18 protein-coding genes, 1 other RNA gene and 1 pseudogene are annotated in these 20,171 nt (G+C 68.0%); 8 read left to right on the top strand and 12 right to left on the bottom strand.

Annotated features, from left to right (window positions below):
- Nucleotides 1-87: 87 nt before the first annotated feature.
- The 6 genes from dapB to hrcA all read right to left on the bottom strand — a co-directional run bounded on the left by dapB (nt 88) and on the right by hrcA (nt 7,741).
- On the bottom strand, nt 88-822 hold the full coding sequence (dapB, locus tag ABE487_RS07005) for a 4-hydroxy-tetrahydrodipicolinate reductase (RefSeq protein WP_346444899.1): 735 nt from the start codon (nt 820-822) through the stop codon (nt 88-90).
- Nucleotides 823-2,002: 1,180 nt separating this feature from the next.
- Entirely contained in the window at nt 2,003-2,566 is a 564-nt protein-coding gene (locus ABE487_RS07000) for a hypothetical protein (RefSeq protein WP_346452331.1), read from the bottom strand.
- A 162-nt stretch (nt 2,567-2,728) separates the two neighbouring features.
- Complete coding sequence (gene dnaJ / locus ABE487_RS06995; protein WP_346444902.1) at nt 2,729-3,856, bottom strand: molecular chaperone DnaJ; 1,128 nt, start codon at nt 3,854-3,856, stop codon at nt 2,729-2,731.
- A gap of 114 nt (nt 3,857-3,970) precedes the next feature.
- A complete protein-coding gene (dnaK, locus tag ABE487_RS06990; protein WP_346444904.1) occupies nt 3,971-5,896 on the bottom strand; it encodes a molecular chaperone DnaK in 1,926 nt (641 codons plus the stop codon).
- 122 nt (nt 5,897-6,018) lie between these two features.
- Nucleotides 6,019-6,549, bottom strand: coding sequence for a nucleotide exchange factor GrpE (grpE, locus tag ABE487_RS06985; protein ID WP_346444906.1), 531 nt, complete (start codon nt 6,547-6,549; stop codon nt 6,019-6,021).
- 106 nt (nt 6,550-6,655) lie between these two features.
- Nucleotides 6,656-7,741 (bottom strand): heat-inducible transcriptional repressor HrcA, encoded by a 1,086-nt coding sequence (gene hrcA, locus ABE487_RS06980; protein ID WP_346444908.1) that lies wholly within the window; start codon nt 7,739-7,741, stop codon nt 6,656-6,658.
- A 117-nt stretch (nt 7,742-7,858) separates the two neighbouring features.
- On the opposite strand from hrcA, the gene recN reads away from it, so the two are divergent.
- Entirely contained in the window at nt 7,859-9,526 is a 1,668-nt protein-coding gene (gene recN, locus ABE487_RS06975) for a DNA repair protein RecN (protein ID WP_346452330.1), read from the top strand.
- Between the two features lie 124 nt (nt 9,527-9,650).
- On the opposite strand, the gene fur is transcribed toward recN, so the two are convergent.
- A complete protein-coding gene (fur, locus tag ABE487_RS06970) occupies nt 9,651-10,055 on the bottom strand; it encodes a ferric iron uptake transcriptional regulator (RefSeq protein ID WP_241946076.1) in 405 nt (134 codons plus the stop codon).
- A gap of 126 nt (nt 10,056-10,181) precedes the next feature.
- On the opposite strand from fur, the gene bamE reads away from it, so the two are divergent.
- On the top strand, nt 10,182-10,565 hold the full coding sequence (gene bamE / locus ABE487_RS06965; RefSeq protein WP_346444912.1) for an outer membrane protein assembly factor BamE: 384 nt from the start codon (nt 10,182-10,184) through the stop codon (nt 10,563-10,565).
- Between the two features lie 8 nt (nt 10,566-10,573).
- On the opposite strand, the gene ABE487_RS06960 is transcribed toward bamE, so the two are convergent.
- Together ABE487_RS06960 and ABE487_RS06955 are read right to left on the bottom strand one after the other, a co-directional pair.
- Nucleotides 10,574-10,852, bottom strand: a complete 279-nt coding sequence (locus tag ABE487_RS06960) for an RnfH family protein (protein ID WP_346444927.1) — start codon at nt 10,850-10,852, stop codon at nt 10,574-10,576.
- Nucleotides 10,849-11,283: an SRPBCC family protein gene (locus tag ABE487_RS06955; RefSeq protein WP_346452329.1), complete on the bottom strand. Its 435-nt coding sequence runs from the start codon at nt 11,281-11,283 to the stop codon at nt 10,849-10,851. Before ABE487_RS06955 ends, ABE487_RS06960 begins: the two co-directional genes overlap by 4 nt.
- A 38-nt stretch (nt 11,284-11,321) precedes the next feature.
- On the opposite strand from ABE487_RS06955, the gene smpB reads away from it, so the two are divergent.
- Nucleotides 11,322-11,822 carry an SsrA-binding protein SmpB gene (gene smpB, locus ABE487_RS06950; protein ID WP_047135116.1) on the top strand — a complete coding sequence of 167 codons (501 nt, stop codon included), beginning with the start codon at nt 11,322-11,324 and terminating at the stop codon, nt 11,820-11,822.
- A 12-nt stretch (nt 11,823-11,834) separates the two neighbouring features.
- Here the strand turns inward: smpB and ABE487_RS06945 are convergent, their stop codons facing one another.
- Nucleotides 11,835-13,946 carry a CHASE domain-containing protein gene (locus ABE487_RS06945; protein ID WP_346452882.1) on the bottom strand — a complete coding sequence of 704 codons (2,112 nt, stop codon included), beginning with the start codon at nt 13,944-13,946 and terminating at the stop codon, nt 11,835-11,837.
- A gap of 335 nt (nt 13,947-14,281) precedes the next feature.
- Between ABE487_RS06945 and ABE487_RS06940 the strand changes: the two genes are divergently transcribed.
- Entirely contained in the window at nt 14,282-14,557 is a 276-nt protein-coding gene (locus ABE487_RS06940) for a hypothetical protein (protein ID WP_346452327.1), read from the top strand.
- A gap of 228 nt (nt 14,558-14,785) precedes the next feature.
- The gene (locus tag ABE487_RS06935; RefSeq protein ID WP_346452326.1) at nt 14,786-15,046 is read left to right on the top strand and encodes a hypothetical protein; all 261 of its coding nucleotides are present in this window, start codon (nt 14,786-14,788) and stop codon (nt 15,044-15,046) included.
- A 241-nt stretch (nt 15,047-15,287) separates the two neighbouring features.
- On the opposite strand, the gene ssrA is transcribed toward ABE487_RS06935, so the two are convergent.
- Nucleotides 15,288-15,640, bottom strand: a transfer-messenger RNA (tmRNA) gene (gene ssrA / locus ABE487_RS06930).
- Between the two features lie 375 nt (nt 15,641-16,015).
- Between ssrA and mntP the strand changes: the two genes are divergently transcribed.
- The 3 genes from mntP (at nt 16,016) to ABE487_RS06915 (ending at nt 20,067) form a co-directional block, all read left to right on the top strand.
- Nucleotides 16,016-16,606: a manganese efflux pump MntP gene (mntP, locus tag ABE487_RS06925; RefSeq protein WP_346452347.1), complete on the top strand. Its 591-nt coding sequence runs from the start codon at nt 16,016-16,018 to the stop codon at nt 16,604-16,606.
- A gap of 109 nt (nt 16,607-16,715) precedes the next feature.
- Nucleotides 16,716-17,213 carry a hypothetical protein gene (locus ABE487_RS06920; protein ID WP_346452325.1) on the top strand — a complete coding sequence of 166 codons (498 nt, stop codon included), beginning with the start codon at nt 16,716-16,718 and terminating at the stop codon, nt 17,211-17,213.
- 637 nt (nt 17,214-17,850) lie between these two features.
- On the top strand, nt 17,851-20,067 hold the full coding sequence (locus tag ABE487_RS06915) for a DUF6531 domain-containing protein (RefSeq protein ID WP_346452324.1): 2,217 nt from the start codon (nt 17,851-17,853) through the stop codon (nt 20,065-20,067).
- Here ABE487_RS06915 and ABE487_RS06910 read toward each other — a convergent pair.
- A pseudogene (locus tag ABE487_RS06910) lies at nt 20,056-20,171 on the bottom strand (IS481 family transposase); the annotation flags it as partial. The gene ABE487_RS06915 and the pseudogene ABE487_RS06910 sit on opposite strands and share 12 nt — an antisense overlap.

Raw genomic sequence — 20,171 nt, 5'->3', positions numbered from 1 at the left:
GGCAGCCGGTCCGGAGGCGAGAGGTTCAGGCGAGCGAGAATTGTACCGACGCCGGCCCCGCTGCGCCAGCGCGGCGAACGCGACCGGTCACGTCGCGGTCGTCTCGCCTGCCCCGAGGAGCTCGGCGATCGCATAACGGCGCGGCGCGCGCCCGGCCAGCCGCGCCGCCACATGCAACGCGCCGGCCGCGAAGATGTCGCGATCGCCGGCCCGGTGGACGAGCTCGATGCGCTCGCCGCGGGTCGTGAACTGCACCAGGTGCTCGCCGACGATGTCACCGGCCCGGATCGAGGCGTAGCGCGGGCGGGCGCCCTGCCCTTCGGCGGCCGCGCCCAGCGTCAACGCGGTCCCCGACGGCGCATCGAGCTTGCGCGTGTGATGCGACTCGACGATGTCGCAGTCCCAGCCCGGCAGCATCGCCGCCGCGCGCGCGACCAGGTCCTGCAGGACCGCGACCCCGAGGCTGAAGTTCGACGCCCACAGCACCGGGATCCGTGCCGCGGCGGCGTCCAGAGCGGCGCGCTGCGCCTCCGACAGCCCGGTGGTGCCCGAGACCAGCGCCGCACCACGTCGCTCGCACAGCGCCAGCAACGCATCGAAGCCTGCCGGCAGGCTGAAGTCGATGGCGACATCGAAGGTCGGCGCCCCACCGAGCTCGGCGGCGCCGAAATACGGCACACCGCCGATCACCCGCTGGCGCGGCGCGCTGCCCGACACCGCCGCCACGACGGCCACTTCGTCACACGACGCGGCCAAGCGCAGCACGGCCTGCCCCATCCGGCCGGATGCGCCATGCACCAGCACCCGGACAGGCGCGCTCATCGGGCCACCGCCATACACAGCAGCGGGGTCGAAACGGCAAGACGATCGGGGCGCGTTCTCATGTCCGCATTCTAGCGTCGAGGTGGCAGTGCGGTCGGCCGTCCCGGGAGGAAACGGCCACGCACCGTTTCCGGGACTGAGCGTTCCACCAACAAGCCAGGTGCTGCACCTCGCGCGGGGCCTGAGGCGCTGCCGACGCAAACCGCTGCGCAGGTCAAGTCCGAGCTTGCCCTGCCCAGGCGATGCATGGCGATTTTTTCGCCACCATCATCGCGCCGCGCCAATCGAGGGCCGCCGCCGCTTATCCACATCTTTGTGACCAGGCCATCCACACCGGCTGTGGACGACCGCGACCGGAGGCGACCTGGCGCGGTCGTCAAGTCGCGAACACGTCGCCACGCTCGCCCACCCCGAGGCGACAACAGGCGATGCATCCGCGGCTGCGCGGGTCAAGCCCGGATTTTTCGGCGGCCCGCCTGGGTGGCGAAAATTTCACCAACCAAAATCCCCCCGCCTGCAAAGCGGCCGCGCGATGCTTATCCACATCTTTGTGACCAGACGATCCACATCGCTTGTGGATGACCGCTCTGGATGCCGCGATCGCGGTGTCGTCAAGAGGGCGAGGGGCACACGCCCCGCCTTCGGTTCGATCGCAACCCCGTGTCTGCAATGCCATCGATCGGTGCGTTGGATCGTCATATCGCGCAGCTGCGGACACGCCGTCCGGCGCGCAGGCGATGCGCGTGGTGTGCAGACAGATCCGATTGCGCGAAGCAAGCCCTGCGTTGGGCCGTGGATCAGCATGTGGCGATTAAATGACCAGCCAACAACACACGCGATCGCAAGCGGGTCGGCGCGGCTTATCCACATGTTTGTCGTCATGCCATCCACATCGGCTGTGGATACCGATCGGGCTAGTCAGCGCGCACCCAACCGTCAAGCGGCCTCCCGCTTGAGGCCAGCATCATGCGGCGACCCGATGGCCTGTTGCCAGCAAAGACTGGGGCCGGCAGGACCCGCCGAGCGATACGCCGTCAGCGGCGGTCGGCGTCTCGGCAACCGGACGGCAAGGCGGGTCGGCGGCCCGCGCCTTGCTGAAGACGCCATGGCCCGTTCGCGCGCTCCCTCCCGTCCCGCCGCCATCGCGCTGCGGGACGCTGGCGCCGATCTCGTGCCCGGATCACTGGACGATGCCGATGTCCTGGCATCGGCGATGGCGGGCGCGCATGACGTCTTCAGTGTGATGCCGGCCGATCTGTCGGCCGAGAACGAGGTGCGGCATGGGCCGCAGGTTGCCGATCTGGCGGCAGCGCACGAGGTCGCTTACTTCGTCTACTCGTCGGGTGCGAGCGTCGGCGACGTACCGACCGGGGTGGCGCGCTTCGACGCCAAACCGCGGATCGAGGCCCACATCCGCGCATTGCCCCTTGCGGCCACCATCGTGCGGCCGGCGACCCTCTTGGACATGCTGGTGCGCCACGGCGCTGGGCTCGACCAGGGGCGAGGGGTGTCGCTGATCCACCGCGCGCATCCGATCCAGCTCATCGCGGGGCAGGACCTCGGCAAGATCGTCGCCGCCCTGTTCGCCGATAGGACACGATTCGCCGGCAAGACGTTGAAGATCGCCAGCGATCGGGCGACAGGTCGGGCGTTGGAGGCAGCGTTCTCGCACGCTGCCGGCAGACCCATCGCCTATGCGCGATTCCCGGACGAGGTCCTGGCGGCCAATGCCGACCTGGCACACATGGCCGCGAGTCTGGAGAACGGCCCGCTCGCAGACCGCGTCGATCTCGATCTGATGCGCGCCCTCAATCCCGAACGCGTCTCGCTGCGTGCCTGGCCATCAGGCGCGGGGCGCGCGCAACTCGACAACGTCCTGCGCGGCGGTCCTGCGCGCGCGACGCGATCAGGACGTCATGCGCTCCCAGAACCCCTTGACGCCGTCCATGAAGGTGCTCGACTTGGGCGAATGCCGGCGTGCGTTCTCCGTGGTGAACGTTGCCTCGAAGCGTTGCAGCAGATCGCGCTGGTCGGCGGTGAGATTGACCGGCGTTTCGACGAAGATCTTGCAATACAGATCGCCGACCGAGCGGCTGCGCACCGACTTGACACCCTTGTCGCGCAGGCGGAACACCTTGCCGGTCTGGGTCTCGGCCGGAATGCGGATCTCGGCCTCGCCCCCGAGCGTGGGCACGCGGACCGTGTCGCCGAGCGCGGCCTGCGAGATGCGGATCGGCACCTCGCAGTGCAGGTCGTCGCCGTCGCGCACGAAGATGTCGTGCGGCCGCACCCGCACTTCCACATACAGGTCGCCGGGCGGCGCACCGGCCGGACCGGCCTCGCCTTCGCCCGACAGCCGAATGCGATCGCCCGAATCGACGCCGGCAGGGATCTTCACCGACAGCACCTTCTCGTCTTCGACCCGACCGGCACCGCGACACGTCTTGCAGGGATTGGCGATGACCTGGCCGTGCCCGCCGCAATGCGGACAGGCCTGCTGCATCGTGAAGGGCCCGCGCTGCATGCGCACCTGACCGCGACCGGCGCAGGTCGAGCAGGTCTCGCGCTTGCCGTCCTCCGAGCCGCTCCCGTTGCAGTCCTCGCACCCGGTCAACGTCGGCAGCTCGATGCGCTTCTCGACACCGGCGACCGCCTCCTCGAGATCGAGCTCCATCACATAGCCCACGTCGGCACCGCGACGCGGGCCGCTGCGTCCGCCGCCGCCGAAGATGTTGCCGAAGATGTCGCCGAAGATATCGCCCATGTCCGGGCCGAACCCCGGCCCGGCATTGCCGCCGCCCATGCCGTGCTCGAACGCCGCATGTCCGTGCTGATCGTACATCCGGCGCTTGCCGCCGTCCGAGAGCACCTCGTAGGCCTCCTTGCACTCCTTGAACGCAGCCTCGGCGGCGGCATCTCCCGGGTTGCGGTCGGGATGGTGCTTCATCGCGCAGCGGCGATACGCCTTCTTCAACTCGTCTTCGCTGGCGGTGCGGGAGACGCCAAGGACGTCGTAGTAGTCGCGTTTGCTCATGAGGCCGTGATTCGTAATGCGTGATGGGTGATGCGAAGCGTCAGTGCGTGAGCGCGTGAGAAAGAAGCGGGGCCGAGCTCCGCTTCTTTCGATCACGCATCACGACGCCAGCGATTACGCCTTCTTCTCGTCGTCCTTGACCTCGGTGAACTCGGCATCGACCACGTCGTCGGACTTGGGCGCATCGCCCTGCCCACCGACGTCGCCACCGCCCTGCTGGCCGGCCGCGGCAGCAGCGGCGAACAGCTGCTGGGAGACTTCCTCGAGCTTCTTGGACTTGGCCTCGATCTGCGCCTTGTCGTCGCCCTTCATCGCGGTCTCGACCTCGGCGATCGCAGCCTCGGCATTGCCGATCACATCGCCGGGCACCTTGTCGCCGTTGTCCTTGATCGCGCTGCGGGTCGCGTGCACCAGCGCATCGGCCTGGTTGCGCGCGGCGACCAGCTCCTGGAACTTGCGGTCGTCCTCGCGGTGCGCCTCGGCATCGGCGACCATCCGCTGGATCTCGTCATCCGACAGGCCCGAACCGGCCTTGATCTCGACCTTCTGCTCCTTGCCGGTCTTCTTGTCCTTGGCCGACACGTGCAGGATGCCGTTGGCATCGATGTCGAACGACACCTCCACCTGCGGCATGCCGCGCGGCGCCGGGTCGATGCCGGTCAGGTCGAAGCGCGCCAGCGACTTGTTGAAGCGGGCCTGCTCGCGCTCGCCCTGCAGCACGTGCACGGTCACGGCCGACTGGTTGTCGTCGGCGGTGGAGAAGGTCTGCGAAGCCTTGGTCGGGATCGTGGTGTTCTTTTCGATGATCTTGGTGAACACGCCGCCCAGGGTCTCGATGCCCAGGCTCAGCGGGGTCACGTCGAGCAGCAGCACGTCCTTGACGTCGCCGGCCAGCACGCCACCCTGCACCGCCGCACCGATCGCGACCGCCTCGTCGGGGTTCACGTCCTTGCGCGGCTCCTTGCCGAAGAAGTCGGCAACGGCCTGCTGCACCTTGGGCATGCGAGTCTGGCCGCCGACGAGGATGACCTCGTTGACGTCGGACGCGCGCAGGCCGGCATCGTTGAGCGCGATGCGGCAGGGCTCGATCGAACGCTTGATCAGGTCCTCGACCAGCGCTTCGAGCTTGGCGCGGGTCAGCTTGATGTTCAGGTGCTTCGGACCCGAGGCGTCGGCGGTGACGTAGGGCAGGTTGACCTCGGTCTGCTGCGACGACGACAGCTCGATCTTGGCGCGCTCGGCCGCATCCTTCAGGCGCTGCAGCGCCAGCGGATCCTTGCGCAGATCGATCCCCTGATCCTTCTGGAACTCCTCGACCAGATAATCGATGACGCGGGCATCGAAGTCCTCACCGCCGAGGAACGTGTCGCCGTTGGTGGCCAGCACCTCGAACTGCTTCTCGCCGTCGACTTCCGCGATCTCGATGATCGACACGTCGAACGTGCCGCCGCCCAGGTCGTAGACCGCGACCTTGCGGTCGCCGCCGCTCTTGTCCAGGCCATAGGCCAGCGCGGCCGCGGTCGGCTCGTTGATGATGCGCTTGACGTCGAGGCCGGCGATGCGGCCGGCGTCCTTGGTCGCCTGGCGCTGGCTGTCGTTGAAGTACGCCGGCACCGTGATCACCGCCTCGGTGACCTTCTCGCCCAGGTAGTCCTCGGCGGTCTTCTTCATCTTCTCGAGGATGCGCGCCGAGACTTCCTGCGCCGACAGCTTCCTGTCGTCGCTGGTCGCGACCCAGGCATCGCCGTTGTCGTGCTCGAGGATCTTGTAGGGGACCAGGCCGATGTCCTTCTGGACCTCGGCGTCCTTGAACTTGCGGCCGATCAGGCGCTTGACCGCGAAGAACGTGTTGTGGGGGTTGGTGACGGCCTGGCGCTTGGCGGAGGCGCCGACCAGCACCTCGCCGTCCTTGGTGTAGGCGACGATCGACGGCGTGGTGCGGTCGCCTTCGCTGTTTTCGATGACCTTGGCCTTGCCGCCGTCCATGATCGCCACGCACGAGTTGGTCGTGCCGAGATCGATGCCGATGATCTTTGCCATTGCAATGCTTCCTCTAGGAAATGTCGTTGTGCGGGGACGGCGGCGTGGCCGTCGATGCGGGGTATCTGGGGGCGCGCAACACAGCGTTCAAGCGGTGTGACGCGCGATGGCGCGGCGCGCGCTCAGTCGGCCTTGGCGACCACCACCATCGCCGGGCGCAGCAGGCGCTCGTTGAGCAGGTAGCCCTTCTGGAAGACCTGGGCGACCGCGCCCGGCGGCACGCCCGGCACCTCGACGATGCTCATCGCCTGGTGCTGCTCGGGGTCGAAGGCGTCGCCGGCCGCCGGGGCGACCACGCGCAGGCCATTGCTCTCGGTCGCCTTGACCAGTTCGCGCAGGGTGAGTTCGACGCCAGCGCGCAGCGGATCATTCTCCGGCGCACTCGCCAAGCCGGCCTCGAGCGCATCGAACACCGGCACCAGCGACGAGAGCAAGCGCTCGTTGGCGAACCGGCGTGCGGTCTCGATCTCGCGCGCCAGGCGCTTGCGTTGGTTTTCCAGGTCGGCGCGCTCGAGCAGGCTCTGTGCGCGCACCTGCTCGAGTTCGGCCTTCAGCAGCTCGACCTGTTCGGTCAGCTGGGCCTCGACCGGCGTGGCCTGGTCGTCGGACTCGTGGATTTCGGGGTGCTGCGTCTCGTGCTGTTCCTGGGTCATGTCCGGTTCCGGGGCGGGCGTCTGGCCGCCGACCCGCCCAGCTATGGGGCTGGCCGCCGCGGTTTCAAGCCACGGCCGGGGAATTTGGCGCGTCGCGCCTGGCGGCTCAGGCCGCGTCGGGCGTACGGCCCGCGGCGCCCTCGCCCGCCGACGGGTGAGCGCCGAGCGCGGCGCCCAGCAAGTCCGCGGTCGCCTGCACCACCGGAATCACCCGGTCGTAGGCCATGCGGGTCGGGCCGATCACCCCTAATACGCCGAGTGTCCGTCCGCCCGCCGCGTACGGCGCGGTGACCAGCGACACGCCCTCCAGCGGCGCCAGGCCGGTTTCCTCGCCAATGAAGATGCGCACGCCCGGCGCGTGCAGGGTGCGCTCGAGCAACTGCAGGATCTCGCGCTTGCGGGAAAACGCCTCGAACAATTCGCGTAGCCGGTCCAGGTCCGAGAGGTCCTGCACCCCGATCAGCCGGTTCTGCCCGGCCAGCACCATGTCCTCGTCGGCCGGCACCAAGGCCTGCTCGGCCAGCTCCATCGTCTGCGCGAGCAACGCTTCCATCTCGTCGCGGGCATGGCGCAGCTCTTCGACCAGCGTCGCCCGCACCGCGGCCATCGGCCGGCCAGCGCAATGCTGGTTGAGGTAGTTGGCCACGCGCTCGAGCTCAGCGGCGTCGAAGCTGCGCCGGGTCTGGAAGATCCGGTTCTGCACTTCGTGGTCGGCGAAGACGATGATCGCCATGACCCGCTGACCGTCGAGCGGCACGAAATCGATGTGCCGGAACGCCAGTTGCTCGCGCCGCGGCACCGAGACCACCCCGACGAAGCGCGTCATCGCCGAGACCAGTTCCGAGGCGCTGCCCAGCAGCGACTGGTGCCCGCCGGCCCCGGTCAGCTCCCCGCGCAAGCGCAGCAGCTCCTGCTCGCGCAGCGGCTTGACCTGCAGCAGCGAATCGACGAACACCCGGTAGCCCTGCGCGGTGGGCACGCGCCCGGCCGAGGTGTGCGGGGAGCTGAGCAGCCCGGCCTCCTCCAGGTCGGCCAGGATGTTGCGGATCGTCGCCGGGCTCACGTCCAGCCCGGCATGCCGGGCGAGCGTCTGCGAACCGACCGGCTCGCCGTCGCGGATATGCCGCCCGATCAGCGTGCGCAGCAGCTGGCGGGCGCGCGGATCCAGCGGATGGCGGACATCGGACGACATGCGGGCGGTATACGGCGCCGCCGCCACCGATGCAAGCGCGGTCTTAGCCGATGAGACGCGCAGGGGCTATCAAGCCGCCGCTACACGACCGCAGGCCGCCAAGGCACAATTCCACCGATGCTCACCCACCTTGCCATCCGCAACTTCGCCGTCGCCACCGCCACCGACCTTGAGTTCGGACCGGGGTTGACCGTCATCTCCGGCGAGACCGGTGCCGGCAAGTCGCTGCTGGTCGATGCGCTGGGCTTCCTGTCCGGCCAGCGCGCCGACAGCGGCATCGTCCGCCACGGCGCCGAGCGCGCCGAGCTGCACGCCGAGTTCGCGCTGGACGATGCCGCCCCGGCGCTGCGCTGGCTGCGCGACAACGAGCTCGACGAAGGCGCCACCTGCCAGTTGCGCCGCACGCTGCGCGCCGACGGCGGCTCGCGGGCCTGGATCAACGGCCGCCCGGCGACGATCGCCCAGCTCTCCGAGCTCGCCGGACGTCTGGTCGAGATCCACGGCCAACATGAACACCAGGCGCTGCTGGCGCGCGGCAGCCAGTTGGCGCTGCTCGATGCCCAGGCCGGCAATGGCACCCTGCTGGCCGCGGTCCGCGGCGCCGCCCAAGACTGGCGCGCGTTGCAGGGCGAGCGCGAGGCGCTGATCGGTATCGGCGATGTCGGCGAGCGCCGCGACTGGCTGCGCCATCAGCTCGACGAACTGGAAGGCGAGCGGCTCGAGCCCGAGGCGATCGCCGACCTGCACGCTGCCCACCGCCGCCATGCGAACGCGGCGGGCCTGATCCAGACCTGCGACGCGGCGCTGGCGCGGATGAGCGGCGAGGATGCGGTCGGCCTGCCGCAGGCCCTGCACGCGCTGCGCCACGACCTGGGCCGCATGCGCGCCCATGAGCCCCGTCTGGGCGAGGTCGATGCGATGCTCGACGCCGCCTCGATCCAGCTCGACGAGGCCACCCGCCTGCTCGGGCAGGTCCGCGACGACCTCGATATCGACCCGGCCGAGCTCGAGTTGCTCGAGCAACGTCTGGGCCGGCTGCACGACCTGGCGCGCAAGCACCGGGTCACACCCGAGGAGCTGGGCGAGGTCCGGCAGCGGCTGGCCAGCGAACTCGAGCAGCTCGACGGCGCCGGCGAACGCCTGGCGCGCCTGGACGACGAGATCGACGCCGCACTCGCGCGCTGGCGCACCGCCGCCGACCGCCTGGGCGCAGCCCGCCGCAAGGCCGGCAAGGCGCTATCGAAGGCGACGACCGCCCTGATCCACGAGCTCGGCATGGGCGGCGGGACCTTCGACATTGCATTCGAGCCGGTCGAGCACGACCGGCCCGACCCCCAGGGCGCCGAGCGCATCGAATTCATGGTCTCGGCCAACGCGGGCCAGCCACCACGGCCACTGCGCCGGGTGGCCTCGGGCGGCGAGCTGTCGCGGATCTCGCTGGCGATCGAGGTCGCGGCGCTGGGCCACGACGCGGTGCCGACGATGGTCTTCGACGAGGTCGACTCGGGCATCGGCGGCGCAGTCGCCGACATCGTCGGCCACAAGCTGCGCGCCCTGGGCGCGAGCCGCCAGGTGCTGTGCGTGACCCACCTGCCCCAGGTCGCCTCCAAGGGGCATGCGCACTATCGGGTCCACAAGGTCACCAGCGGCGGCGCGACCGAAAGCCGCGTCAGCCTGCTCGAGGCCGACGCCCGGACCGAGGAACTGGCGCGCATGCTCGGCGGCGTCGAGGTCAGCAGCGAGGCCCGCGCCGCCGCCCGCAAGCTGCTGCAGGGCATGGTCTGACGGAACGGACCTGCGCCCCAAGTCCCGCCCCAAGAACGCATGCATCCCTGGCATGCCATCGACCGGCGACATGCGGCACCAACACCGACCATCGCCGGTGGCGCGGTGATCGGGTTCGGACGTCTCAGCGCTTCTTGCGGACGTACAGCACCAGCGAGTGGTCCTCGAGATGGTAGCCGTAGCGCTCGGCGATCTCGTGCTGCAGCTTCTCGATCTCGGCGCTTTCGAACTCGATGATCTTGCCGGTGTCCACGTCCACCATGTGGTCGTGGTGGCCGCCGCGGTCGAGTTCATACACCGCGTGCCCGCCCTCGAAATTGTGCTTGAGCACCAGGCCGGCGGCCTCGAACTGGGTGAGCACCCGATACACCGTCGCCAGCCCGATCTCGTCGCCCTGCTCGAGCAACTGCCGGTAGATGTCCTCGGCGGTCAGGTGCTGGCGCGGCGTGCGCTGCTCCAGCAGGTCCAGGATCCGCATGCGCGGGTGAGTGACTTTCAGTCCTGCCTTGCGCAGGTCGAGCGATTCCATGAAGTGTCTCCGAGTACAGGCCGGCATTCACTGGCGGTTGAACGCCGGCTGCCTGAATCGCGGTGGCGGCGTGGGCGCAGTGTATCATCGGCCCGGTCTCCGCAGCCCCGGCCCGTGCCCTCCGCCATGCAGAAAGTCATTCTCGTCTCGGCCCTCGTCCTGGCCACCAGCGGCTGCGCCCTGGTCTACAAGCAGCCGATCTACCAGGGCAGCCTGATCGAGCAGTCCGCTGTCGAACAGTTGCAGGTGGGCATGGGCAAGCCACAGGTCGAGGCGCTGTTGGGCTCGCCCGCGATCGCAGACCCGTTCCACCACCAACGCTGGGACTACACCGCCACCCAGCGGGTCGGCCGCAGTGGTCAGACCGAAGTGAAGAACTTCACGGTCTACTTCGAGAACGACCAGCTCGCGCGCTGGGAAGGCGACTACTTCCCCAACCGCGACCAGGAGCTCGCTGCGGAGATGCGCAAGTTCGGCAACCTGCCCAAGGAGCGCGGCAAGCGCCGCTGACGGACGCCTCAGTCTGCGTCGCGCTTCGCCGCGCGGCGCCTGCGTGCCTCTTTCGGATCCACTTGCAATGCACGCAGCAGCTCCAGCCGATCGCCGTCCGCCAGACGCGCACGGGTGTCCACGCGCACGCCGTACACCGCATAGCCGGCAATGCCGTCCAGCACCGCGGGATCTGGCAGCGCGGACAGCGCCATCGCGACATCGGCGCCGTCGGGTAGCGTGAGCGTCCAACTGCGGTGCGCACGGGGCTGCGCGTCGACGACCTCGATCCGCATCGTCGCGCTCAGCCGGCCGGCTCGCGCTCGGCGACCCGGATGAAGTCGTTGACCATGCGATCGGCGAGCCCGCGGAAACCCAGCGTGAGCGCCGGCAGCATCAAGCGGCTGCTCGGCTCGAACTCCAGCGACAGCGACACCTTGCACGAGCTGGAATCCAGCGCCCGGAACGTCCAGCGCCCGTGCAGCGACTTGAACGGGCCGTCCTGCAACTGCATGTCGATGGCATCGGGCGGCGAGAGCGTGTTCTCGGTCGTGAACCAGGTCCGCAACGCACCCAGGCCCAGATCCAGCCGGGCGACGATGCGGTCCTCACCCGATTCAATGACCTGCGCCGAATCGCACCAGGCGAAGCGGCGCGGATAGGCGGCAATATCGTTGACCAGCGCGAACATGCGCTCGGCCGGTTGCCCGACAAGGGCGCTACGTTCGATCTTGGGCATGACTCGCCTGGAGGACGTGCTTCGAGGACAATGCGGGAATGAGCAAGAAAAGCGGCAAGGCCAAGGATAAAGCAAACAGCACCGGCACCATCGCGCTGAACAAGCGCGCGCGCCACGAATACCACCTCGAGGACCGCTACGAGGCCGGCCTGGCGCTGCAGGGCTGGGAGCTCAAGGCCATCCGCGCCGGGCGCGCCAACATCGGCGAGAGCTACGCCGTCATCCGCCACGGCGAACTGTTCCTGTTCGGCGCCCAGATCACCCCACTGATCCAGGCGTCCACGCACGTCGTCGCCGACGCCCATCGCACGCGCAAGCTGCTGTTGCACCGGCGCGAGATCGATGTGCTCGTCGGCCGCGTGCAACGCGACGGCTACACCGTCGTGCCGACCGCGCTGTACTGGAAGGGCAACAAGATCAAGGCCGAGATCGCGCTGGCCAAGGGCAAGCAGAAGCACGACAAGCGCGAGACCGAGCGCGAGCGTGACTGGGCCCGCGACAAGCAGCGGCTGCTGCGCCGGCACAACAAGGACGCCTGACCAGCCGATGCCTCAGCGCGGTGACGGCTCGGTCGCGCGCGCCAGCGTGAAACGGAACGTCGCGCCCTGCCCCGGCGCGCCTTCGGCCGAGATCGTGCCGCCATGGCGCTCGACGATGCGCTTGACCGACGCCAGGCCCACGCCGTGCCCCTTGTATTCGTCCTCGCGGTGCAGCCGCTGGAACGGGCGGAATAGCTTGCCGGCGTAGTCCGCGTTGAACCCCGCGCCGTTGTCGTGCACGAAGAACGCCCCGTCGGCGCCGCGGCCGAACTCGATCCTGGCATCGGCGGTATCGGCGGTGAACTTCCACGCGTTGCCGAGCAGGTTCTGCAAGAGGTTGCGCACCAATGCCACATCGCCCTCGGCGGTCAGCCCCGGCGCGATGACGACTTCGACCTGGCGCGACGGCTCGGCATGGCGCAATTCGGCCACCACCTCCTCCGCCAGACGGCTCAAGTCCAGCGGGCTGCGCTTGAACTCGCCGCGGCTGATGCGCGACATCTTCAGCAACGCATCGATCAGCGCATCCATCCGCGCGGCCGCATTGCGCACCCGCGCCAGGTAGTCCTGCCCCTGCGCATCGATCGCACCGCCGTAGCGCTCGGCCAGGATCCGGCCGAAGCCATCGATGCTGCGCAGCGGCGCGCGCAGGTCGTGCGAGACGATATAGGCGAACGACTCGAGTTCGTGGTTGGCCTGGGTGAGTTCCCGGGTCCGCTGCTCCACGCGCGATTCGAGCGTGCGATTGAGCGCGTGCACCTGCGCCTCGGCGCGCAAACGCTCGGTCACGTCGTCGACCTGCACCAACCGCGTGACTTCGCTGTCGGACTCGCCCAGCACCAATGTCGAGGCCAGGTGCACCTGGCGGATATCGCCATCGCACCGGCGCAGGCGCCGGGTACTGCGATGCACCCCCTCGCGCAGCGCCTGCATCTCCTGGGTCCGCGTGACCTGGTCCTGCGCGTCGACAAAGTACTCACTCAGCCGCGTTCCGGTCATCGCCGCCTGCTCCAGACCCGCGATCTGCGCCATCGCCGGATTCGTCTCGACAATGGTGCCATTGCGGTCCAGCAACACCATGCCGATCGCCGAATAGCGCATCGCATTGCGGAATCGCTGCTCGCTGCGACGGTAGGAATCGCTGAGCCGACGTGCCAGGAATTCCGCACGCGACTGCGTCCTGGCCAGCGTCAGCACCACCGCGAACAGCAGCAACGAGGCCAGCACCCCGGTCACCAGCGTGGTCTGGAGCTCGCGCATGCCGCCCGACGTCAACGGCCCGAGGTGCTGGAAGTCGTAACGCCAGGTACGGCCATACACCGTCTGGGTCAGTGAATGGAGCACCCGCCCCGAGGGATCGGCGTCGAAGTTGCGCGTCTGCAGCACGGGCGCCTCTGCGCCATCGGTCACATCCACGATGCGGAACGCCGTATGGAGACCACTGCTCACGCCGGACCGGTCGATGAAATCCGCAGACCGGAAGGAGGCGAACACCCAGCCGATCAGCGCGTTCTCGCGCGCGGCCGGCGTCTCCGGGAACCGCGCGGTCCGGTACACCGGCCCGAACATCAACACGCCCGGCCCGCCGTCGGCGGCCATCGGACGCAGCAGCATCGGCGCGCTCAGGCGGACCTGTCCGCTGTCGCGGGCGGCCTCCATCGCCGCCCGACGCAACGGCTCACTGTACTGGTCATAGCCGATCATCGTGCGCGACCCCGGATTCTCGGGTTCGAAATAGACGATCGCGCCGTACTTATCGCGTGCGCCGCGCGGCGTGACCAGGAACAGGCCCTCGCCCTGCGCCCGGCGACGCAGCTGCAGCTCGGCCAGTCCACGCGGGTCCACATAGGCGACGTAGCCCAGCCCCACCATGCCCGGCAACTGCCGGGCGATGTCCAGGCCCTCGACATAGCCGCGCCACTGCCGCGTGGTCGGCATGTCCGCCGCCGCACTGTGCAGCGCCACCCCGCCCCGGATACTCAGTTCGTACTGCAGCAGGCGCTGGCGGACCGCATCGGCCAGGCGTTCGGCCTCGGCCACGAAGCTGCCCTCGGCCAAGCGCCGCTCGCGCTCGCTCGCATTGCGTGCATACAGCGCCACCATCAGCAGCGCGCCGAGCAGCACCAACCCCGCGAGCCCATACCCACGGCGCAGACGCGCCCGCAGGGACGCGGGGCTAAAGCGTTGAAAAGGCGAAGATCCAGCCATCGCGACAGGATAACGGCCTGGCGAGGCGGAGGCAGCGCCCCTAGCCCAGACAACCCGGCGTAGACAGGAAACTGCCGGGGGGCCGGGGGGCCGGGGTCCCGGGGCTGTTCGACCTGCCGAACACGCCAGCTGCATGGCCCCCCGATCCCAACCGCGCTGAGCGCGGAACCGCACCGACCGGGCGCACGCTGGCTGCTAGCCTGGTAGCCCCAAGGGGCGCTGGACGCTGCCCCTGGCTTCAAGAGCCCTCAATGCACCGCTTCTCCATCGAAATCGATGCCATCGGCGATCAGGAGTCGGATCTGCTCGAATGCCTGACCCGGATCGACCTGCAGCAGCCATTGGATCCCGACGCGTCATCGCTCGTCGACCGACTCATCGACAGCGGCCTGGTCGATCGGGCGCCCAATGGCCAATTGGCGTTGACACTGGCCGGCATCGATCGCTGCAAATCGCTCCACCTGCGGGTCTCCTCCGACCGCGCAGCCCGTGGCGTGCTCGATGCGCGTGGGCGGCACGGCCGCTAAGCCTACGCCACCGAATCCCGATTACGCCTCAAGAACACACCGTCATTGGTGCCGGTGTTCCGATGCCTAAGTGATGCGTCGGCACCGATAGCGCGCATGGCATTCCCGCCCCGCTCCACCGTGCCTGCATGAAAACTCAAATCGGCCGTTGTCAAGCCCAACTTGAACGCGATGCTGGCGGTGCTATAACTGAGCGGCAGCAATGACGCTGCGCCGTTAGGGACGACGATGCGCAAGTTCAACTTGATGTGTGCCGGCGCGATGTTGCCGCTGCTGTCTGCCGCAGCCGCTGCGGCAAGCGTGGTGTCGATCAACGCCATTGGCGTCGGCAACACCGAACAGACCGCAGTAAACCGAGCACTTGCGGATGGCGAACTCCAGTGCACGATCAACTTCAGCGGCGTCGTGTCCGGTTATCAGCTCGTGTCCGTACAGCAGTCTTCTCAGGCCTGGTTGGCCAAGGTCAACGTTCTCTGCAACGTCTCGTGACACCAAGCCCAGCCTGATCTTGCGTGTCTGACAGGTCCAGATCCGGAGCCACCCCAAGACGTGGCAACCGAAACCCTGCCCGCCCGTCGCCTCGCTGCCCATTGGAAAGGATTGTCGCGCGCATTTGTAGACCTCGCCGGATGGCAACCACGCGTACGTGTCCAAGCCGGAGCCAACAAAAAGGCCGGAGATCGCGATACTTCACGATCTCCGGCCTGCCTGGGTCTTACGGACCAACTGTTGGTGGAGGTGGCGGGAGTCGAACCCGCGTCCGAAGGCACTCCATCCCCGGTACTACATGCTTAGCACACCGTTGGATCTCGCCCCGGAACAGCACGGTGCGCAAAGCGCATCCCGGGACCAGCCTGTCAGTTCAACCACGGCAGACAGGCGGCCGCCGCGGCTGGTTCCTGTGATGATGACCCTACATCCACGAGCACAGGCACAAGTGGGTTCGGGGCTTACGCCTTAAGCGGCGAGAGCGTAGTTGTCGTCGTTGGCAACTAAAAGTTTGCCGCTGGATTTACGAGGAAAGCTGCCCCCTCGGCATGCACCAGGTAATTTCGCGACCCCCGTCGAAGCCATGGCACCCCCGGGAAATCAGAACTTACGCTGATGCACGCAGTATAGGGGCGCCGTGTTGCGATGCAAGCGCACTGCGCCGATACGCGACGGCAAGTTCATCGGCCAGTCCGACCGCCTCGCGCACAACGCAATCGTTCCAACTATGAGAATTGTCATCGGCTATAACGTCGCATCGTTCGATCTGTGCTGTTAGCATGCGCGTCCCCTTGGGGAGTAGCCGGCTTCCGCACTGCGGAAGCGCCCGCGTCAACACACTCGGTCCATTGCGATCGTGGCGCGTGCAACCAGTCCAGGTTGGCGAGACCAGCGGTGTACCGGCATCACGCGGGTTGGGCGTGCCGGCATGCCGTCGTCGCGCTTGCCCGGCCCCGATCGATACTCACGATGTCCTTGGGTTCTATCCTCCTGATCGGCTTCGCCATGTCGACCGACGCCTTCGCCGCCGCTGTCGGCAAGGGTGCGGCGATGCGACGCCCCCGCTTCCTCGAGGCGCTGCGCGCCGGTGTAATCTTCGGCACGATCGAGGCGCTTACGCCCGTGATCGGCTGGGCTCTGGGCCTGGCTGCGGCCGCCTATGTCACCGCCTGGGACCACTGGATCGCCTTCGCGCTGCTGGGCCTGCTCGGCGCGCGCATGATCCAAGCGGGTCTGCGCAAGACGCCTGAAGATGCCCCCGACGCGGCCCCTGCCCGGCACGGCTTCTGGAACCTCGCCACGACCGGCTTCGCCACCAGCATCGACGCGATGGCCGTCGGCGTGGGCCTGGCCTTCCTCGATGTCAATATCGCCGTCGTGGCGACCGTCATCGGCATCTGCACCCTGATCATGGTGACCACCGGCATCATGCTCGGACGCGTCCTGGGCGCGCTTGCCGGCAAACGCGCCGAGATCATTGGCGGATTGATCCTGATCGGCATCGGTGCGGCCATCCTCTATGAGCACCTCGGCGGTGGCGGCGGCCTGCCTGCGTTATAGGCCCGCCGCGTCATCCCTGCGCGCGGGCAGCGAGCCCGGGGCGTCCGGTTCACGGCAGCCACACGACGGCTCCCCGAAGCTCGAATGATCGCCAGCCGGAGCGTCCTCGATGAAAGTCCGCCGCGTCTACAGCACCGATGCCCTGCCCGCCGCGCAGACCGCCATCCGCGAGGTACGCGACGCGGGTATCGAAGACGACGCGATTTCGGTGATCGCCCGGTCGGACATCGAGCTCGAAAGCGTGCCGGAACACCAGAAGGAAGCCCCCACCGACTTCAAGCACGCCGCGATGCGTGGCGCCGGCCTTGGTGGCGCGACGGGACTGATCGCGGGTCTGGTGGCGGTCGCCGTGCCCCCGCTGGGTCTCACGCTTGCCGGCGTCGCCTTGACGACGTTGGGTGGTGCGGCTGTAGGCACCTGGGCGTCGTCGCTGGTCGGCGCCTCCCTGCCCGATCCGGTGCGGCGCACGTTCGAGGCCGAGATCGAATCGGGCCGCATCCTGATCGTCATCGACGGCGAAGGCGATGCACTCGCGCGTGCCGAGGCCGCGCTGCAGGCCGCGGGTGCGCGGCATCTGCCGTATGAGGATGCGTCGGCGTTGAGTTGATGCGGGAAGAAATGCGATCCGATATCGCCTTGGTGCAGGCCACGCCCGAGGACGACAGCGTCTCGGCCGAAGACGGCGTCGATTCGCAGGAGCGGCGCGACGGTACGCACTCCGCCGAGCGGCCAACCGATTCTGAGCGTAGCGATGGCGATCCGCCACTGCCTCTGGTCGCGAAATCCCGAGGACAGCGGCGTGCACCGCAGCTAGTTCGAGGAGAAAGGATTCGGAGCGCCGGCGCGCTCCCTATATGCGGCTGCATGACATCGGCAGGAGAAACGGGTTTGTACATCGCTTCGCTGGCCGGCATTTTTCCAGGGCGCAAATCGTAGTTTTCCTAGCCCCGGGTCGAAAAAATCCGAGTTTTGAGAATACGTTTCTCTTTTGCATCTCCATTCGTCGCCAACCGATTGACTTGCGCATCGGCCAGGAGTAAAGGAGCTATTAGGGATCGGCGGTGCTGCGCGCCCGGGGAGTACGTCGCCAATCGCGCGTTATTGTGACGAAAGTGAATTCGACTTGCATGGCAGCACGGTCGTTTTTCTTGTCGCGCGTGCCTACATCATGGAGGAGAATGGCAATGTGGGACTTTCTGAAACACCGCCTGCGCGCGGTCCGCTTGGTGGCCTGTTCGCTGCTGTTGGCCGCCGCGCCGGCCTATGCGGAACACTACTGGCTCGACTCGCGCCTGGACCATAGCCAGACGCACTATCCCAACGGTGAGGAAGCCTGCCTCACAGGCGAGTTGCAGCGCCGCCTGGACGGCTATCAGGCAACCAGCACCTTTCCGCATCGCATCCTCTCCTCCTACATCGGGCCGGACCTCGGCGGCGAGCGCATCTGCCGCGGCCAGCTGCAGCGACAGCAGTTTGGCCTGTGGCTGCCCGTGGGAATCGTGGACACACCGGTCTACGGCCCGTTCGGGTCGACGCCGCCGTGCGCGCTCGCCGGCTTGGCCGACCCGGAAACCGGCCAGTGCGGCATCCCCAAATGCAACAGCGGTAGCGAGTGCCCGGCGGACGGCGGCAACCAGACCAATCCCATCGCCAGCGCCACCGGCAACAAGGTTCAGCGCGAGCAGGACTATCGCGGCGCCGGCGTGTTTCCGCTGCAGTTCGTCCGCACCTACAACAGCCATCGCGTGCCCGACAACCAGGCCCGGCCCGTCGGCGTCGGCTGGACGCACAGCTACGCCGCGAAGGTGGTGCCGCTGCTCGACGGCAGCGCCGTCACCCGCATCCGCGCCTACCGGCCCAACGGCGCCATCCAGACCTTCACCCTGGTCGGCGGCACCTGGGTCGGCGATGCGGACGTACCGGAAACGCTCACGGCCACGGTCTCCGGCGGCGCGCTCGTGTCGGCGACCTACCGGCGCGCGGACTATACGATCGAGAGCTACGACCAGTTCGGCCGCCTGACCACGATCACCACGCGCGAGGGGTTCGTGCAGACGCTGAGCTACGCCGCCGGCTCCGGCGTCTCGGCCCACGTCCAGCGCGTGACCGATCCGCAGGGCCGCTGGCTGGCCTTCGGCTACACCGGCGGCTTCCTGACCTCGCTCACCGACAGCGCCGGCACCGTCGCCACCTTCGCCTACAGCGGCAACGATCTGGTGAGCGCGAGCTATCCGAACGACCTGTTGGGCACCGACACGCGCACCTACTACTACAACGAATCCGGCCAGACCGACGGCGTCTCGCAGCCGCAAGTCTTGACCGGCATCACCGACGAGAGCAGCAACCGCATCGCCAGTTGGGGCTACGACGCCGACCGGCGCGCCGTGCTGAGCGTGCGCGGCCCCTATGCCACCGGCACCGTCGACCGAGTGGAACTGCAATTCAACGAGGACGGCAGCGCCACCATCACCGACGCCCTCGGCGCGGTCAGGAACTACGGCTTCGACGTCAGCCATCGCGTGGCGCGTCTGGCTTCCCTGGACGAGCCGTGCGACGGCTGCGCCAACGCCGCCGCCGCGAAAACCTACGATGCCAACGGCTATCCGGCCAGCGAGACGGACTTCAAAGGCAACGTCACCCAGTACACCTACGATGCGCGCGGCCTGGAAACCGAGCGTGTGGACGCCGCCACCGACACCGCCGGCGCCAAGCGCACGGTGCAGACCGATTGGCACGGCACGTTCCGGGAGCCGACCGAGCGCCGCGTCTACGACGCCGCCAACACCCTGATCGCGCAGGAGACCTTCGCCTACAACGGGCGCGGACAGATCCTCACCCGAACCACGACCGATCCGGTCGCCTCCGTGAGCCGCACCGTCACCACTGCCTATTGCGAATCCGCCAGCGTCGGCGCGGGGACGTGCCCCATCGTCGGCCTGCCGATCAGCATTGACGGCCCGCGAACCGACGTCAGCGACGTTACTACCTACACCTATTACCAGACCGACCACGTCGGCTGCGTCTCGTCGCCGGCTACTTGCCAGTACCGCCGCGGCGACCTGTGGAAGATCACCGACGCGCTCGGGCGGATCACCGAGTTCCTGCGCTACGACGCCACCGGGCGGCCGCTGTCGGCCGCGGACGCGAATGGCGTCGTCACCGACTACGAGTACCATCCGCGCGGCTGGTTGACGGCGGCGAAGGTCCGCGGCCCCAACGAAGGCGTGGAGACGGACGACCGCATCACCCTGATGGCGTATTGGCCGAACGGGCTGGTGAAACGCATCACGCAGCCCGACGGCGCCTACCTCGAATTCACCTACGACGCCGCGCAGCGGCTGGTGCGGATCACCGACAACGACGGCGGCTACATCGCCTACACCCTGGACGACGCCGGCAACCGCGTCGCCGAGGAGACACGCGACGCCGCCGACGCCTTGCGGCACAGCCTAGCTGTGTAAAGCCAGCACGTTGTTCACAGTTATCGGAATTCTGGAGATAGGCGGGTTGTAGCCGAGGCTGGCATGGGGTCGATGCCAGTTGTAGGTGTGCAGCCAGTGGGGCA

Source organism: Luteimonas sp. TWI596, assembly GCF_039674105.1.
In the GTDB taxonomy this organism is placed as follows: domain Bacteria; phylum Pseudomonadota; class Gammaproteobacteria; order Xanthomonadales; family Xanthomonadaceae; genus Luteimonas.
Note: the sequence above shows the minus strand (reverse complement) of the source record. Positions and strands in the feature narration are given on the sequence as shown.